The organism is Corynebacterium lipophilum (assembly GCF_024102595.1).
Classification (GTDB): Bacteria; Actinomycetota; Actinomycetes; order Mycobacteriales; family Mycobacteriaceae; genus Corynebacterium; species Corynebacterium pseudogenitalium.
The window spans coordinates 31442-46710 of sequence record NZ_JAEUWV010000007.1 but is presented as its reverse complement, the minus strand read 5'-3'; the positions used below and the strand labels follow the sequence as shown (position 1 = coordinate 46710).

The window sequence follows — 15269 nt, the reverse complement described above, 5'->3', positions numbered from 1 at the left end:
CGCGGCGTCGATAAGCATCATGCCTATCGCCAGCACGACGACCAGGGAGATCAAGAACTCGGTGTGGCTCCCCTCAGCGCTCGGCCACAAGTCGATCAAGCCAGGCGCCGCAAGCGCAAGACCCGCGATCGCGATATAGCATTGCGGCACTCCTGTAAATCTCTTGCCGCAGCTAATCGACGTCCAACTCCGTCCCAATAATGCGGCCCGTCTAGACGTGACTAATCGTCCAAGGGTTCCGTGTCTCCGGGAAACCTTGGACGATTAGTCGGGTGGATTCGGCTTGTGGTGACAGAGGCCGTGGTGGTGTTAGGGCAGCATCGCTGCGATGTTGGCTGGCAACATCGGCTTGAGCGTTGGCAGCGCCACCGCGCCGAGGACGCCCGCGATCAGCAGCGCGACCGGCGTCCAGAACGTTGCCGCGCGACCCGCGTTTGTCATCTTCGAGGACTGCTGGGTGATGAAGCTTGCCTCGTAGTTTTCGCCCTTGGCGCAGGCGATGTAGGATTTGAAACTTTCAATCGTGTACAGGAGTTCAGGGAACTCCTTGAGTATTTTCTCATCTTTGGTGATGGTGGTGCCAGTGTAGAACTGGATTAGCAGGCTGCGGTTGGTGCTTTGGAGTTCCCTCAGACGTGCCTCGATCTTTGGAAGATTCTCTATCGCCCATGTGCGGTCGGTTTGCTTCGTAAAGTAAGCAGCTTCGCTAGGGTCATCGAGGTGGCGCTGAACAATTGACATGTTAGTTTCTGTAATCTTGCACGTATTTTTGTCGACCATCTTGTTGCCCAGCGGTGCAGAGATTAGGTAGGAGTCCATCGGGTGCTTCTCAGTTTCGGCGCCCGTGGTCGGCGCGAGCGCCCCGACGGTCATGGTTGCGGCGAGGGCTACGGCTGCAATTTTCTTCACACCGAAAACTCCTTTGGGTGACAGGAAAAACAAGGTTCTTGTATATTCAAGCCCCCTCAGCGGTTGTCAAGGCTGCGGCCCGGGCGCGAAGTCAAGTGCAATTCTGTTCACAAAATCCCGAGCAAGCTTGTCAGCACACCTTCCACTCCAAAACCCCGGAACTCGCAGCGCCCCGGCCTACCCAAGCAGCGCGTTGTCGATGAGCCGCACGCCGTCCACCGTCGCCGCAACGAGCGCCAGGCCGGGCTCGGACGTCGGCTGCAACGTATCCGGATCGACGACCACCAGGTAGTCCAGCGTCACGCCCTCCGAAGCAGCGAGCTCCGCGCGCACCGCGTCGACGTCCAACGCGCCCGCGTCGACCTGTTCCTGCAGCGTCCGCAGTGAACGCGACAGCGCCAACGCCTGCGAACGTCCAGCCTCGGAGAGGCGCACGTTGCGCGAGGACTGCGCCAGGCCGTCCGCGGCGCGCGCGATAGGCAGGGTGCGGATCTCCACGTCGTGGTTCAGGTCGCGAACCATCCGGCGTAGCACCGCGACCTGCTGCGCGTCCTTCTGTCCGAAGTAGGCGACGTCCGGTTTGGCCAGGTTGAACAGCTTGTTGACGACGGTCGCGACACCGTCGAAGTGCCCCGGCCGCGACGCGCCTTCCAGGACGGTGCCCATCTCGCCGGTGCGGACCCAGATCTGTGGAATCCCGCCGGGGTACATTTCCTCGACGCTGGGCGCGAACACGATGTCCACACCGAGGCCCTCGCAAAACGTTGAGTCCGCCTCAATATCGCGTGGGTAGTTGCGGTAATCGTCGGTGTCGCCGAGGTCGGTGAACTGCAGTGGGTTGAGGAACACGCTGGTAATCAGCGTATCGACCTCTCGCCGAGCACGCTCGATGAGTGTGCCGTGCCCGGAGTGCAGCGCGCCCATCGTCGGCACCAGGCCGACGGTCCCGGTCGCTTCGGCGCGCGCCGCGCGGAGCTCTTCAACAGTGGTAATGACTCGCATGGTGGCCTTCCTTAATCCTCGAACGATTCGGCAGCAGCAGGGAATTCTCCCTTTTCGACGTCCTCCCGGTACCGCCGCGCCCCCTCCAGCAACTGCGCTCCCAGGTCCGCGTATTGGCGCACAAACCGCGGCGTTTTTCCGCCGGCGCGGAACCCGAACGCGTCTTGCCACACCAGGATTTGCCCATCGGTGCCGTTGCCTGCGCCGATGCCGATGGTCGGGATCGGGACCTCCTGGGTCACCCGCGTCGCGATCTCCGCAGGCACCATCTCCAGCACGACCGCGAAAGCACCCGCGTGTGCGACGGCGGTGGCGTCGTCAAGGAGCTGCTGCGCCGCGTCACCACGACCTTGGACAACGTAGCCGCCGAGCGCGTGCTCGGATTGCGGCGTGAACCCGATGTGGGCGCAGACGGGAATGCCGGCGTCGACAAGCGTTTTGATCGTCGGCGCCATCTCGACGCCGCCCTCCAGCTTCACTGCCTGCGCCCCGGTCTCCTTCATGACGCGCACCGCCGCGGCGAGCGCCTGCGCCGGCGACTCCTCATACGTGCCGAACGGCAGGTCAACCACCACAAACGCACGCTGCGTCGAGCGCACGACGGCGGCGGCGAACGTGATCATCTCGTCGAGCGTGATCGGCAGGGTAGTGGTGTGGCCGAGCACCACGTTGGCCGCCGAGTCCCCGACGAGCAGGAAGTCGATCCCGGCCTCGTCGAAGAGTTGGGCGGTCATGGTGTCGTAGCTGGTCAGGGCCGTAAATTTGCGGCCCTCAGCCTTGGCCTGGGCGAAGTAACGAGTACGAAGGCGTTTCATACCGCCTTATATTAGGACGGTGCGTGGCGGTTTGTTGGCGGTTATTGAAAACCGGATGTCCACCATGGTGTACACAAAACCCTTTACAATCGCGCGAAATGCACTAGGTTGTGTAGAAACACTTTGAAAAACGGGGGGACACTTTGCGCACCTATACCTTGGCACCACTACTCGCCGCCACACTGCTCGCTGGCTGCTCCAGTACCACCCTTACCGACGCCCCTTCCGCCACACCCAACGCCCCTCCGGCGGATTCTGCTGGTCAAAGAGCCTTTGTCTTCGAATCCGGTACCGTCCCCATCGGCGACTTCGACCCATTCACGCTTGCCCCCGAGGACTACTTCGATCCCTGCAACGACATCACCGAGGACGAATTCCGCCGCGCGGGCTTCACCGGGGAAATCAAGCGGAGCACGGACGGGGAGATTGACTCGCCGCATGGGAACTCATTTTGTATGTTTTCTGAACCCGGCACTTTTCAGTCCACAGGAATTGCGAACAGTGACGGGAATAGGACACAAGCAGAACAGACGCGAGTCATGGTCGAGGGGGTTGAATCAAAGATCTTGCCGGAGATCTACGTCTACAAACAGGAGATGCCGCTCGTGACGACTCATCCGTGTATCGCACAAGTAGATACAAAACGTGGAGCTATTGGAACGTTCTTTTTTAGTCTTGACGAAAGCTATTCGTTTGATGATTACTGTCAGATTGCGGTTGATCTGCTAGAGCAATTGTATTTATCCGGGGAACAAAACTAACCGAAAATATTGGGGGAAATATGACAAAAATACTTATTGAGGTTGATGATGTTAACGGCGCCATTAACGACCTGCAGACGATAGTCTATGGCGCTGCCGGAATGTTTACGGCAACCACTTTTAATGCTGGAGCAACCTTCTCCGCCGTCTCCGGCCTCCGCGAGGCAGGGGAGAAACACGGGGCGATCTACTCGGAGCACGCTCCACTTGCGACGGACGCGTTCACGGGGAATGTGAAGTCGTCGGCAAAGGTGTTGAAGGTCTGCCTGGACAATACAGTGATGGCGGACGATTCGATTGCGGGGATTGTGAACGCGGTCGGGCTTAGTGGAACGCCTGGGTTGAGTGGGCTGGGTTCGAATCTTGGGATGTCGTCGGCGGCGGCTGTCGCGAAGAGTTACAAGACGCAGCCGTTCAATAACAGTTCGGTGTACGCGTCGACGGATGGGAGCTTCGAGTCGCTGGTGAGCAATATTCTGACCACGAACACAGCGATTCCGTCGGGGTTGGCGTCGAATTGGACGTCGAATGCGCAGCGTATTTACGAGATGGTGGAGGCCATCGCCCCGGCCATTGCGTCCCTCGAATCTTCGGCGGAGACCGAGTTCGTCGCCCAGGCGATCGCGCGTCTCCAGCTGATTCAGACGGCGGGCTCCGAGTACGCAGCCAACTCGGCGGCGCTTGCGGGGAATAACACGGGATTGGCGGCGTTGGCGTCGTCGTCGCAACTTATGGCGGCGGCAGCTCAGGCTGCGGCGATAGCAGCTGAGGCGGTATCCCCGGCTGCGGTGAAGGCTGTGAAGGAGGCCTTTGTCAGTTCCTACCCGATGTACGTCAACTCGTACCTGCCAGCGACGAACCCGACCTTCGTCAAGCTGCTGCCGGACCTCACCGACGTCACCGGCTCCGACTTCTCCATCAGCGGCCCACCCGCGCCGACAGCACCCGAGTTCGCGGACGCACCGATGCCGGCGGGGCTTGCCAGCATCTTTGCCAACAACGGTTACACAGATCTCGCCAACGCGCGCGGCCCGCAGGACGTGTTGCAGCAGTTTGGGAAGCCGAACCCGGACATGCTCAACGCCATTGCGTCCGGCGCCACCCCGACCCAGGTCGCTTCAGCCCAGGCCCCGACGCTTCCTCCACCAGGCGCACTGAACGCTCCGGCAGCGAATGTCGCGCCGGGCGCTGGCCTCCACGGCGGTCTCGCCTCCGGTGCAGGTGGGCTCAGCGGTGCGACGACCGGCGTCGCCTCCGCAGCAGGCTCCGGCGTAGGCGCAGGCCAGGGCGCATTCGGCGGCATGCCGATGGGTGGCGCAGGCGGTGGTGGCCGCCATCGCGCCGGGTCGCTGCACCAGCAATCAGCAGGGTTCGGCTCGTCAGCAGGCTCAGGCTCAGGCTCAGGCTCAGCCACAGGCTTCGGCTCCAACGCTGGCCTCGCCGGCGGCGGCGCGGGAGGATTCGCCGGTCGGCCGGGTGCCGGGTCCACAGGTGGCTTCGGCGGCCAGACCAGTGCAGCGAGCGCCGCAGGATCTTTCACCAACACCGCAGGTCAGCAGGGGCAACGAGGCGGATTCATGGGCGCGCCAATGTCGCAGGGCCGCGGCAAAGATGACAAGAAGCAGCGCCCGAAGGCGGTCACCAGCGCCGTCGAGAGGGAGGGCAACATCCACGCCCTGCTTGGCGACGCCCCCTTAGTCAACCCCGGCGTCATCGGGTTCAACGTGCGTGGTCAGTAGGTAGCCCAGCGCGCTGGCGTAGTTCGGCGGCGCGCTCCGGGCGTGGCCGTAGTCGCCAGATGTGCGCGCTCACCCCGGCACCAATCACAGCGAGCAGCAACGCCACCGGCCACAGCCCGACCACCACTATCACCACCCATATGGAGGCGCCCATCCCCAACCACGGCAGCCCCAGAATCCGCAGCTTCTGCGCCCGCGTCAGCTGTCCTGAGTAGTAGTCAATAATGAACGGCCCGAACGTGTCATGGCGCAGCAGGTAGCGCTCCAGCCTTGGCGAGCTCCGCGTGAAGCACACCAGCGCAAGCAGCAGAAACGGCGTCGTGGGCAGGATCGGCACCCACACGCCGACCGCGCCCAGAGCGAGCGCCACCAGCCCCACAATCATGTACACGTATCGCATCGTCGCCACAGTCTAGCCGCAACATGCAACAATAGTTGTATGACTGCCTGCACTATCCTGTACGCTTCGTTCTACGGATCCACCAAGGAATACGCCAATGAGCTGGCGAAACGCCTCGGCACCACCGCCGAGCCAATCCCCGACGCCGACTTCAACCCCGAAGGCCCCATCGTGGTTCTCGCCCCCATCCACGGCCCGAACAACCCCGGTGCCAGCTTCATCCGCAAGCTCCCCGACCCACTTTTCGACGCCCACTCCGTCTCCCTCGTCACCGTCGGCATGAGCCTGGACGAAGTGGCCGTCGATAAGGACTTTTCCGCGAAACTTTTGGGCAGCCGCGCGGTCAGCGTCACCCGCTTCTACCTGCCCGGACGCATGAACTACTCCGAGCTGTCAGCCGCCCACGCTGCCACGATGGCGGGCGTCGTCGGCGCCCTGCGACTCAAACCGCGCAAGTCCGCGAACGACCGCATGATGATCGACACCTATAACAAGGACGTCGACCGCGTTGACTTCACCCGCCTCGCCCCCGTCGAGGCCTGGGTGCGCGACAACGCTTAGCGGAGTAGCCCAGCCTGCTGCGCGATTCCCCCGAGCAGGCCGAGGATGCCAAGCACGAACCCGATGATGATGCCGGCTTTCGTGCCGTCATCCATCGGCTCAGCCTTGAAATCCTTGCCCTGCAGGCATGCCTGGAGTGCCATGCCGTCATTGATGGCTGCGGTGTCCTCAGCAGTCGAGGATCCAAACGCCTCGCTGAGCTGCGACGACTGCTGCACATTTGAGATGTCCGTATCTGCCAGCTTCTTGAGGCCATCTTGCTTTGACACCCATTTTTTGATGGCGTCCTGAGTGTACGTTCCGTTGTTTTGGGTCATGTCCGCGCTGTCGAACTTCAGTGTGCAGTACTTCTGGTAGTTCTTCGTGCTCATCGTGTTCGACGCCGCATCGGCAGCCGGCGCGAGCATGGAGGCAGCCAAAGTGGCGGCGACAATAGTGGCGGTGATCTTCTTCATGAGTATTTTCCTTTTTGTAGAGAGAAAGCCCCGCATGGTGCGGGGCGAGCATTCCAGGTGGAACGTGTGCCTATGGCAGCATCGCTGCAATGTTGGCTGGCAGCATTGGCTTCAGCGCTGGTAGAGCGAGGGCAACGATGCCTGTGAGCAGGCCAACGCCGGTCAGCGTCCAGAAAGTAGCCAGACGTGCCGTGCGGTCCATTCTGAGGGAGAGCGCGGTGATACCGTCGGTCTTGTAGTTCCGGCTCTTGGTGCAGGCGCTCATTGCTTTTCGGGATTCCCACTTAGCGGTCTTCCAGGAGCCTTCGTCGATACCGGACAGGAAGCCGAGGCGGTCAGCAAATTCAGAACCGTCCCCTGGATCTGCAGCCAGCTCGGCCTCTGCCTGGGTAGGGGTGAACGTCTGGTTGTAGGTCAAAGTCCCACCGTCAAGCACTTTGATAACACAGTTACCGTTGACCATTGTATTTGTGACAGTGACGGTATCGGCCGCCTCGGCCGCAGGGGCCGCCAGGCCGAGTGCCATGGTTGCAGCTACGGCTGCGGTTGCGAACTTCTTCACAGTGAGATCTCCTTTAGTTGACAGGAAGAAATAAGGTTCTTGTATATTCAAGCCCCCCCCCCCTCATCATTTGTCAAGGCGGGGGAGATGCAGGGGTCTAGCGGAACAGTCCAGCCTGCTGCACGATTCCCCCGAGCAGGCCAAAGATGCCAAGCACGAAACCGATGATGATGCCGGCTTTCTTTCCTTCGTCCATCGGTGTGGACTGGAAGTCCTTGCCCTGCAGGCATGCCTGGATCGCCAGGGCGTCGTTCATGCGCGCTGCGTCGTTACCGTGCGAAGAGCCGAATGCCTCGCTGGGCTCGGACGACTGCTGGGCGCATGGGAGAGCCTTGTTTGCAAGAGCAGTCAAGGTCTTGTCCTTCTTGACCTCACTTTGCAGGAAGGTGGCGTTTACATTTTTAGAATCGAGCTTCAGTGTGTAGTACTTCTGGCCATACTGGTAGCTCATCTTGTTTGACGCGGCATCCGTAGCCGGTGCAAGCCTGGAGACGGCCAGCGCCACGATGCCGAGGAGCGTAGGCACAATGATTGACAGGCAGTATGCAGCTGCGCGAGCCTCGTGCGGCTCAACCACGGAGGCCAGCGAGTCAACAGCGTTGGTGGTGTAGTTCTTGCCTTCTTGAGATAACGATCGTTTCTTGCGGCTGGAGTTAGGTTAGGGCTTGCGTTTGATGACTTCGGGTATGCGTGCAGGGCCGGTAATCCAAACTTCAGCGCCAGGCCATAGTGCGTGAACCGTACGGCTGGCAATTCGGTGCCAGTGCTGCAGCGTGCCGGTATCTAGAAGCGGCTCGAGGTGTGAGGCCCTATTTCTGGCATGTAGGAGGGTTGAGCACCAGAAATAGGCGGTACCAGCTGAAGCGTCGAATCCTTTGCCTGTTGCGCAGATATTTGTCCGAAGATCTATTGCCTGGTCCCAGATGTCGAATTGTGGAGCGTTCGCACGACCTCCGAGCCGAATTGGTTTCGGTATGAGGTGCCTCCATGACCCAAAAGTTAGCGCGGCCACGAGGTCGTCGTGGGTTGGGTGTGGTTTGACTGCATGCCCGTTCAGTGGATCTCTCATCGAAGCCTTTGCTTTTGCTTCCCACCATGATCCATGAAGGTCTCCTTGGCGCCTGTGGGGGCTATTGGTCCAGCTGGATGGTGGAGTGCGGCGGACAATATGTGATAAGGGTACCTGTGGCTGGGTAATCCATTCTGGTGTACCGCCGACTTGCATGTTCCATGCTCGTAGCTGTTGATCAATCGTATCCCGCAGCGCAACTTCAACTAGCGCTAGGGTGCTTGTCACTGCGGCGGCTGCATCGATATTCCATTGATATAGTGCGAGGGCTTTTTCTGGTTCCTGGTGTGCTGCATCAAGATAGGTTTGAAACCGTGGGGCAGGGATATTTGTGATGAGCTTTTGATATGAAGACGGTTGCATTTGTTTTCCTTCATTATGTCAGCGTTGGCTGGTTTGCTCTGTAGAAAAGGGATGGGTATGATTGCGGTCATTGAGCAGGAATCACCTGCAAATTAAAGGAAATTCCGGTCCCGAACATTTTGTTCGGGGCCGTTTTTCATTTTCGACTGCTTGGATCTAGCGGCCCCTAAGCCTTAGTGCTTCACTTGGCTTCCGGGTGCTGCCAATAGAACTTGTTTGATTTGTTCCTTGTTGAGGTTCGGGTCCCCTCCTCGGCTGGCGGCCTTTCGCCATATTGGGTTAAAAGTGGCGAGCATCGCCCGATAGGTCGGCAGCATTTCGTGGTGTGAGTTACCGCCGTTTCGCTCTATGAATTCCTTCTGCTCTTCCCACCGCCCAGTATCGACCAGGTAGCCAACGTATCCTGCAAGTCTAGATTCGGTATCGAGTTGGTAATCAAACCCTTGGAATGTGCCGACATGTTCGGCGTCGATAACTCCAATTTTCGTCCACCCATCAGGCCCCAGTTTTCGAACGCTAAAATGCAAGACCCGAAACATGTCGAGTATGTCCCATGTAAGTTTGCACTCTTCGTAGGTTAACTCGGTGTCCGTTCCGAGGACCGCGGAATACTCCCCTGCATATCCGCATTCGAGTGCTGTTACGACATGTTGGAAAGAGTCGGCGTCGAAAAGCTCTTCTGGCAGTTTTCCGTGCGCTGCCAGTAAATTACAGTATTCCAAAGCTAAAATTTTACGCTCTACGGGGCTGATTGAGACGTCTCTGTTGTTTCGTTGCTGACTTTGTTTCTCCGAAATATGGCCAACATTTGACTCAAGAATTTCACGTATAAATTCGCTTTGTGTTTGGTTCTTGGTAGCGGACTCCCTCACGATCAACTCGGCTAGGTCATCCGGTACGCGAATTGTTATGGATTTCATTGCTTCCTCACTTATAGATAAAGATTAATGTCTTACAAAATAGCATACACGCTTACATTAGTGGGTTGTTTAGGCCGCCAGATATGGGTTGCGCATTCACCGATTGATCGAGTGGCATTTTTGGGCTTTTCGACGCCAATTCCCCCCATCTTGCGCTGACCTGCATTGGTCGATGCTAAGACGTCGACCGGAGCGGGTCGACCGGAACGCCCCACCAGCGAACAGACCAACAACCGAACCGCACGCAATTCTGTTCACAAAATCCCGAGCGCCGTTCCGATGACACATCCCACCCCACCGGCAAGCCCCACCGACAAGCTGCACCGCCACATTCCCCCTCCACACCCCACCTCCGGGCCCCACCCACTACACTGTGTATCCATGACTAACGCGAGCGAAACCCCAGCGCACCGTTACGGCGCGGGCCTGGCAAATCAGATTGAGCAGAAGTGGCAGACGTTCTGGAAGGACAACGGCACGTTTAACGCGCCGAACCCGGTCGGCGACCTCGCTACCGGTGACCCACTGCCCGAGGACAAGCTGAATGTGCAGGACATGTTCCCGTACCCGTCGGGAGCGGGGTTGCATGTGGGTCACCCGCTTGGCTACATCGCGACGGACGTGTTTGCCCGCTATAACCGCATGTTGGGCAAGAACGTGCTGCACACGTTGGGCTATGACGCGTTTGGTTTGCCGGCGGAGCAGTACGCGATTCAGACGGGTACGCATCCGCGTACGACGACTGAGGCGAATATCCAGAATATGAAGCGTCAGCTGGGCCAGTTGGGTCTGGGGCATGATCCGCGCCGTTCGGTGGCGACGACCGACCCGGAATTTTATAAGTGGACGCAGTGGATTTTCCTGCAGATTCATAACGCCTGGTTTGATGAGGACCTGCAGAAGGCTCGTCCGATTGAGGAGCTGGTCCGTGACCTGCTCACGGGTGCGCGCACGACGAAGGACGGCCGTAACTTCCGCGATTTGACGCACGCGGAGAAGCACAAGGCGATTGATGAGTTCCGCTTGGTGTACCTGTCCGATTCGATGGTGAACTGGTGCCCTGGTTTGGGCACGGTGCTGGCGAATGAGGAGGTCACGGCGGAGGGGCGTTCGGAGCGTGGGAACTTCCCGGTGTTCCGCAAGCGGCTGCGTCAGTGGATGATGCGTATTACTGACTACTCGGATCGCCTGCTCGATGACCTTGATTTGCTGGATTGGCCGGAGAAGGTCAAGGCGATGCAGCGTAATTGGATTGGTCGTTCGCGTGGTGCGCAGGTGGCGTTCGCGTCGGAGGCGGGCCCGCTCGAGGTCTTTACGACGCGCCCGGACACCCTGTTCGGCGCGACCTACATGGTGCTCGCGCCTGAGCACCCGCTTGTCGACGCCCTCACGGCCGATGCCTTCCCGGCCGACACGGATGAGCGTTGGACGAATGGGGCGGAGTCGCCGAAGGTGGCCGTCGAGAAGTATAGGGCGGCGATTGCTGCCAAGAGTGACTTGGAGCGCCAGGAGAATAAGGAGAAGACTGGCGTGTTCCTGGGTTCGTTTGCGACGAACCCGGTGAGCGGCGAGCAGGTCCCGATCTTTATTGCTGATTATGTGCTGACGGGCTACGGCACGGGCGCGATTATGGCGGTGCCTGCGCACGATGAGCGCGACTACGAGTTCGCGACCGTCTTTGGTCTGCCGATCGTGCCGGTGCTCGACGGCGACATCACAGAAACTGCCTTCACCGGCGACGCGCCGCACATTAACTCGGCGAACGAGCAGGGCCTGGACTTGAACGGTCTGGGCAAGGACGAGGGTATCGCGAAGGCGATCGAGTGGCTGGCCGACAACGGTGCTGGTGAGGAGAAGATCCAGTACAAGCTTCGCGACTGGCTCTTTGCCCGCCAGCGCTACTGGGGCGAGCCGTTCCCAATCGTCTACGACGAAAATGGCCAGGCGCACGGCCTGCCGGAGGACATGCTGCCGGTGGAGTTGCCGCAGGTGGAGGACTACAACCCGGTGTCCTTCGACCCGGAGGACGCGGATTCTGAGCCGGCGCCGCCGCTGGCGAAGGCCACTGACTGGGTCGAGGTCGAGCTCGACCTTGGCGAGGGCACGAAGAAGTACTGGCGCGACACGAACGTGATGCCGCAGTGGGCGGGTTCGTCGTGGTACCAGCTGCGCTACATCGACCCGACGAACGAGGACGCGTTCTGCGACATCGAGAACGAGCGCTACTGGACCGGCCCCCGCAGCGAGAACGACCCGGGCGGCGTGGACCTTTACGTCGGCGGTGTGGAGCACGCGGTGCTGCACCTGCTCTACGCCCGTTTCTGGCACAAGGTGCTCTACGACCTGGGCTTTGTGTCCTCGAAGGAGCCGTACCATCGCCTGTTTAACCAGGGTTACATCCAGGCGTACGCCTACACGGATTCGCGTGGCGTGTACGTCCCGGCGGCCGAGGTGGAGGAGAAGGACGGCAAGTTCTACCGCAACGGCGAGGAGGTCAACCGCGAGTACGGCAAGATGGGCAAGTCCCTGAAGAACGCCGTCGCCCCGGATGACATTTGCCGCGATTACGGCGCGGATACCCTGCGCGTCTACGAGATGTCGATGGGTCCGCTCGACACGTCGCGGCCGTGGGCGACGAAGGACGTCGTCGGCGCGCACCGTTTCCTGCAGCGCCTGTGGCGCCTGGTTGTGGACGAGGAGTCCGGCGAGGTCACCGTCACCGACGCCGCGCTCACCGAAGATGACAACAAGCAGCTGCACCGCACGATCGCCGGTGTCCGCGATGATTACGAGCATCTGCGGGATAACACGGTCGTCGCGAAGCTGATTGAGTTCACGAACTACCTGACCAAGACGTACCCGTCGGGCGCTCCGCGCGCGGCGGTCACTCCGCTGGTGCAGATGGTGGCGCCGCTCGCCCCGCACATCGCGGAGGAGCTGTGGGCGAAGCTCGGCCACGCCGACACCATCACGTTCGAGCCGTTCCCGACCTTCGAGGAATCATTCCTTGTCGACGCCACCATCGAACTACCCGTCCAGATCAACGGCAAGGTGAAGGCCAGAATCGACGTCCCGACGGACGCCTCCAAGGAGGACACCGAGGCAGTTGCGCTGGCGGATGCTCGCGTCAAGGAGCTGACCGACGGCAAGAACGTGGTCAAGGTGATTGTGGTGCCGGGCCGCATGGTGAACCTGGTCGTTAAGTAAACGTTCAGGAAACGTGTAGGCGCTGCGGAGCGTTTTTGTGTACTGTTGGGCAACATGACTGAACCAAATACACCAGAAAACGATCCGCAGAACCCGGGTGGCATCCCGTCCTACCCGGAGTACGGCGCGTCGCCTTACGGCCAGTCCTCGGGACAGCCCTCCGGCCAGTCCTACGGGGAGCAGGCCGATTTCGGTGCGTTTGACGTCAACTCGGCCGCGCAGGCGTCCGGGCAGAGTGCGTTGCGCTACCACGGCGCTCAGCTCGCCGTCCCGACGAGCCCCGCAGCAGCGATGCTCGCGAACGACGACGGCTTCGTCGGCATCACGCCTTCCCAGTTCGGCGACGGCGTCACCCCGCACCCGATCAGTAACCCGGCCGCGAACGGTGTCGCCCACCAGCTGGGTACCGGGAAGCTGTCCGTCGGCGCTGCGCTGAAGTACGGTTTCAAAACCGCCTACGCCAACCCGGGCACCTGGCTGGTGCTCGCGTTCGTGTACGCGCTGCTGAACAACATCGGCGGCGTCTTCCAGAGCGATGGCGTGAGCGCCCTGGGCACGCTGGTCCTGTTCTTTGCTTCCCCACTGTTCATCGCGGCAGCGCTGCAGCAGACCCTGGTTGGCCCGAAGCAGTTCATCCTGAAGGACATCAAGGCGGCTGCGTACGGCAAGACGCTTGGGATGACGGTAGTCGTTGGCATCATCACGACTCTGATCTTCGCCCTGCTCATGGTGATCGGTTTTGCCGTCGGCTTTGTCGGCGCAGACCCGGAGGCGCTCCTGAACGCCTCGGGCGGTGACCTAAGCGCCATAGACCCATCCGTGTTTGCCACCCTGTTCGTTGGGATCGGCATCGCGGTGTTGATCATGTTGCTTATCTCGCCGTTCTTCATCTTCCAGTCGTTCTACGCAGCCGACAACAACGGCACCTTCGGCGATGCCTTCAAGGCCGGCTTCACCACGGCGAAGCGCAACTACGGTGGTCTGCTCGGCCTGATGATCGTCTGCGGGATCCTGATGGCCACCGTCTCCGGCAGTGGCGCCGGCTCCAGCGCGGCAGCGATCGTCTCGCTGGTGTTGGGCACGCTGCTGACCGCCCCAGCACTCCTGGCGATGGTGTACGCCTACCGCCAGGTCTCCGGCGGCCCCGTCCCGCACGAGGTAGCCGTTGCCTAAACGCAGCACCTACTACACGGCCGTGGCACTGACCGCCGCGGCCGTGCTCTTTTTTACCGTCGGCAAGGCGTACGTGGGCCTGCCCGGTGTGTGGGAAACAACCTCCCATGAGGTCCGCCACCTGCGCCTCATCCCTTTCGGATCCTTCATCTACTACCGGGTCTGGTGGGGGCCGTGGCTCAACCTCATCGGCAACATCGTCCTGTTCCTTCCCGTCGGCTACTTGGCCCGCCTCCGACTCGGCACGGTGTGGAAGGCCACCCTGGTGTCGATGGTGGCGTCACTAAGCATTGAAACAGCCCAGTACGCGCTCGCCGCCGGCTACTCCGATATCGACGACCTCCTCATCAACACCGCCGGCGGCGCCCTGGGCGCTACACTGGCCGGCATGGGTAACCGCTCCTTTACTCGCACCATCTTCCCCGACGGCAACGAGCCCGACGCCCGCTTCACCCTCGCCAACGAACGAACCTTCCTCGCCTGGACCCGTACGGCCCTCGCGTTCCTCGCCGGCGGTATCGCCCTCGGCGCCTTCGATGTCACCGGCATCCCGCCCGGCACTCAAACCTTCGCCGCAGCCACCGTCATCGTGATCGGCATGGCGATCGCCGCCGGGGCCGCCATCCGCTGGGTCCGCGTGGAGCGAGCACTGCGCCACGGCCGCCCCCTGCCCGCCCCCGCGATCGCGCCACTCCTCGGCGTCGGCATCCTGGTCGCCTCCATCGTGGTACTAGTGGGGCTCCTCTCGTGACCATCCCCGTTCCGGACCCTGGCCTCCAACCCGAGCGCACCGCCCTGAGCTGGACCCGCACCGCCTTGGCCATGCTCGTTTGCTCGATGGTGCTCCTGCGCTGGTCCCACGCCTACCCGGTGCCCGTGTTCGGCGCCGTCGGTCTGCTGCTCACGCTGGCGACAGTGCTCATCGCCAGATATCGACGCCTCTACCGCACCGAAGCCCACAACCTCGCCCAGGAACGCTCCCAGCCAAACACGGTCTCCGTCTTCGCCACTGCCTCTGCCCTGGTGGGCTTGGGCGGGCTGGGCCTGTGGCTTGTCCTGGTGAATTAGAGGTGCGCATTAGGGGTGCGCACCTTTTTCCTACCCGAGCAGCGCGCGACCTGGGGAAACGCGCCGACCCGCGTGCGGAAAACAAGGAATTTGGTGCTGTCAGATTCGACGCAGTGACAAATCACGCAGCTAGGAAAACCTAGCCCATTTCTGACCAGGCATTATGAATATCTAGGTCAAAGGCGGGTGTGTGTTTTGCCACTCGACGCCAGTCTTGTGCTCCTTTTTCCTACCCGGGCAATCCGCGACCTGGGGAAACACGCCG

The 15269-nt window shown here is 60.9% G+C and carries 15 protein-coding genes; 7 read left to right on the top strand and 8 right to left on the bottom strand.

All coding sequences use genetic code 11. The annotated features are described in order from the left end of the window. Positions 1 to 309: 309 nt before the first annotated feature. The 3 genes from JMN37_RS06460 to panB all read right to left on the bottom strand — a co-directional run bounded on the left by JMN37_RS06460 (position 310) and on the right by panB (position 2726). Positions 310 to 909 (bottom strand): hypothetical protein, encoded by a 600-nt coding sequence (locus JMN37_RS06460; RefSeq protein ID WP_252931394.1) that lies wholly within the window; start codon positions 907 to 909, stop codon positions 310 to 312. 177 nt (positions 910 to 1086) lie between these two features. Further along, the gene (gene panC, locus JMN37_RS06455) at positions 1087 to 1911 is read right to left on the bottom strand and encodes a pantoate--beta-alanine ligase (protein ID WP_252931393.1); all 825 of its coding nucleotides are present in this window, start codon (positions 1909 to 1911) and stop codon (positions 1087 to 1089) included. Positions 1912 to 1922: 11 nt separating this feature from the next. Next, the gene (gene panB, locus JMN37_RS06450; protein WP_252931392.1) at positions 1923 to 2726 is read right to left on the bottom strand and encodes a 3-methyl-2-oxobutanoate hydroxymethyltransferase; all 804 of its coding nucleotides are present in this window, start codon (positions 2724 to 2726) and stop codon (positions 1923 to 1925) included. A 143-nt stretch (positions 2727 to 2869) separates the two neighbouring features. Between panB and JMN37_RS06445 the strand changes: the two genes are divergently transcribed. Both JMN37_RS06445 and JMN37_RS06440 read left to right on the top strand, forming a co-directional pair. Then, a complete protein-coding gene (locus JMN37_RS06445) occupies positions 2870 to 3487 on the top strand; it encodes a DUF3558 family protein (protein WP_252931391.1) in 618 nt (205 codons plus the stop codon). A gap of 20 nt (positions 3488 to 3507) precedes the next feature. Beyond that, a complete protein-coding gene (locus JMN37_RS06440) occupies positions 3508 to 5226 on the top strand; it encodes a hypothetical protein (protein ID WP_252931390.1) in 1719 nt (572 codons plus the stop codon). On the opposite strand, the gene JMN37_RS06435 is transcribed toward JMN37_RS06440, so the two are convergent. Next, the gene (locus JMN37_RS06435; RefSeq protein WP_252931389.1) at positions 5207 to 5626 is read right to left on the bottom strand and encodes a YbaN family protein; all 420 of its coding nucleotides are present in this window, start codon (positions 5624 to 5626) and stop codon (positions 5207 to 5209) included. The two genes, JMN37_RS06440 and JMN37_RS06435, sit on opposite strands and share 20 nt — an antisense overlap. A gap of 39 nt (positions 5627 to 5665) precedes the next feature. Here JMN37_RS06435 and JMN37_RS06430 point away from each other — a divergent pair, with 39 nt between their 5' ends. Then, positions 5666 to 6187: a flavodoxin domain-containing protein gene (locus JMN37_RS06430; RefSeq protein WP_252931388.1), complete on the top strand. Its 522-nt coding sequence runs from the start codon at positions 5666 to 5668 to the stop codon at positions 6185 to 6187. Here JMN37_RS06430 and JMN37_RS06425 read toward each other — a convergent pair. From JMN37_RS06425 to JMN37_RS06410, 4 genes are all read right to left on the bottom strand, one after another. Further along, a complete protein-coding gene (locus tag JMN37_RS06425) occupies positions 6184 to 6642 on the bottom strand; it encodes a hypothetical protein (RefSeq protein WP_252931387.1) in 459 nt (152 codons plus the stop codon). The two genes, JMN37_RS06430 and JMN37_RS06425, sit on opposite strands and share 4 nt — an antisense overlap. Positions 6643 to 6712: 70 nt before the next feature. Next, the gene (locus JMN37_RS06420) at positions 6713 to 7204 is read right to left on the bottom strand and encodes a hypothetical protein (RefSeq protein ID WP_070975373.1); all 492 of its coding nucleotides are present in this window, start codon (positions 7202 to 7204) and stop codon (positions 6713 to 6715) included. A gap of 97 nt (positions 7205 to 7301) precedes the next feature. Then, positions 7302 to 7781: a hypothetical protein gene (locus JMN37_RS06415; protein WP_252931386.1), complete on the bottom strand. Its 480-nt coding sequence runs from the start codon at positions 7779 to 7781 to the stop codon at positions 7302 to 7304. A gap of 1028 nt (positions 7782 to 8809) precedes the next feature. Next, positions 8810 to 9556, bottom strand: coding sequence for a YfbU family protein (locus JMN37_RS06410; RefSeq protein WP_252931385.1), 747 nt, complete (start codon positions 9554 to 9556; stop codon positions 8810 to 8812). Between the two features lie 381 nt (positions 9557 to 9937). Between JMN37_RS06410 and leuS the strand changes: the two genes are divergently transcribed. Genes leuS through JMN37_RS06385 form a run of 4 tightly spaced genes read left to right on the top strand, consistent with a single transcriptional unit; the run spans position 9938 to position 15004 of the window. After that, on the top strand, positions 9938 to 12763 hold the full coding sequence (gene leuS, locus JMN37_RS06405) for a leucine--tRNA ligase (RefSeq protein ID WP_252931384.1): 2826 nt from the start codon (positions 9938 to 9940) through the stop codon (positions 12761 to 12763). Between the two features lie 54 nt (positions 12764 to 12817). Continuing rightward, positions 12818 to 13936, top strand: coding sequence for a hypothetical protein (locus tag JMN37_RS06400; RefSeq protein ID WP_252931383.1), 1119 nt, complete (start codon positions 12818 to 12820; stop codon positions 13934 to 13936). Positions 13937 to 13958: 22 nt separating this feature from the next. Next, a complete protein-coding gene (locus tag JMN37_RS11435) occupies positions 13959 to 14687 on the top strand; it encodes a VanZ family protein (RefSeq protein ID WP_370295981.1) in 729 nt (242 codons plus the stop codon). After that, positions 14684 to 15004 carry a DUF202 domain-containing protein gene (locus tag JMN37_RS06385; protein WP_252931382.1) on the top strand — a complete coding sequence of 107 codons (321 nt, stop codon included), beginning with the start codon at positions 14684 to 14686 and terminating at the stop codon, positions 15002 to 15004. Before JMN37_RS11435 ends, JMN37_RS06385 begins: the two co-directional genes overlap by 4 nt. Positions 15005 to 15269 lie beyond the last annotated feature (265 nt).

Bases quoted from the DNA above. Each gene is read 5' to 3' on its own strand.
- panC (WP_252931393.1), bottom strand. From the start codon at position 1,911: ATGCGAGTCATTACCACTGTTGAAGAGCTCCGCGCGGCGCGCGCCGAA.
- panB (WP_252931392.1), bottom strand. From the start codon at position 2,726: ATGAAACGCCTTCGTACTCGTTACTTCGCCCAGGCCAAGGCTGAGGGC.
- JMN37_RS06440 (WP_252931390.1), top strand. From the start codon at position 3,508: ATGACAAAAATACTTATTGAGGTTGATGATGTTAACGGCGCCATTAAC.
- JMN37_RS06435 (WP_252931389.1), bottom strand. From the start codon at position 5,626: ATGCGATACGTGTACATGATTGTGGGGCTGGTGGCGCTCGCTCTGGGC.
- JMN37_RS06430 (WP_252931388.1), top strand. From the start codon at position 5,666: ATGACTGCCTGCACTATCCTGTACGCTTCGTTCTACGGATCCACCAAG.
- JMN37_RS06425 (WP_252931387.1), bottom strand. From the start codon at position 6,642: ATGAAGAAGATCACCGCCACTATTGTCGCCGCCACTTTGGCTGCCTCC.
- JMN37_RS06410 (WP_252931385.1), bottom strand. From the start codon at position 9,556: ATGAAATCCATAACAATTCGCGTACCGGATGACCTAGCCGAGTTGATC.
- leuS (WP_252931384.1), top strand. From the start codon at position 9,938: ATGACTAACGCGAGCGAAACCCCAGCGCACCGTTACGGCGCGGGCCTG.
- JMN37_RS06400 (WP_252931383.1), top strand. From the start codon at position 12,818: ATGACTGAACCAAATACACCAGAAAACGATCCGCAGAACCCGGGTGGC.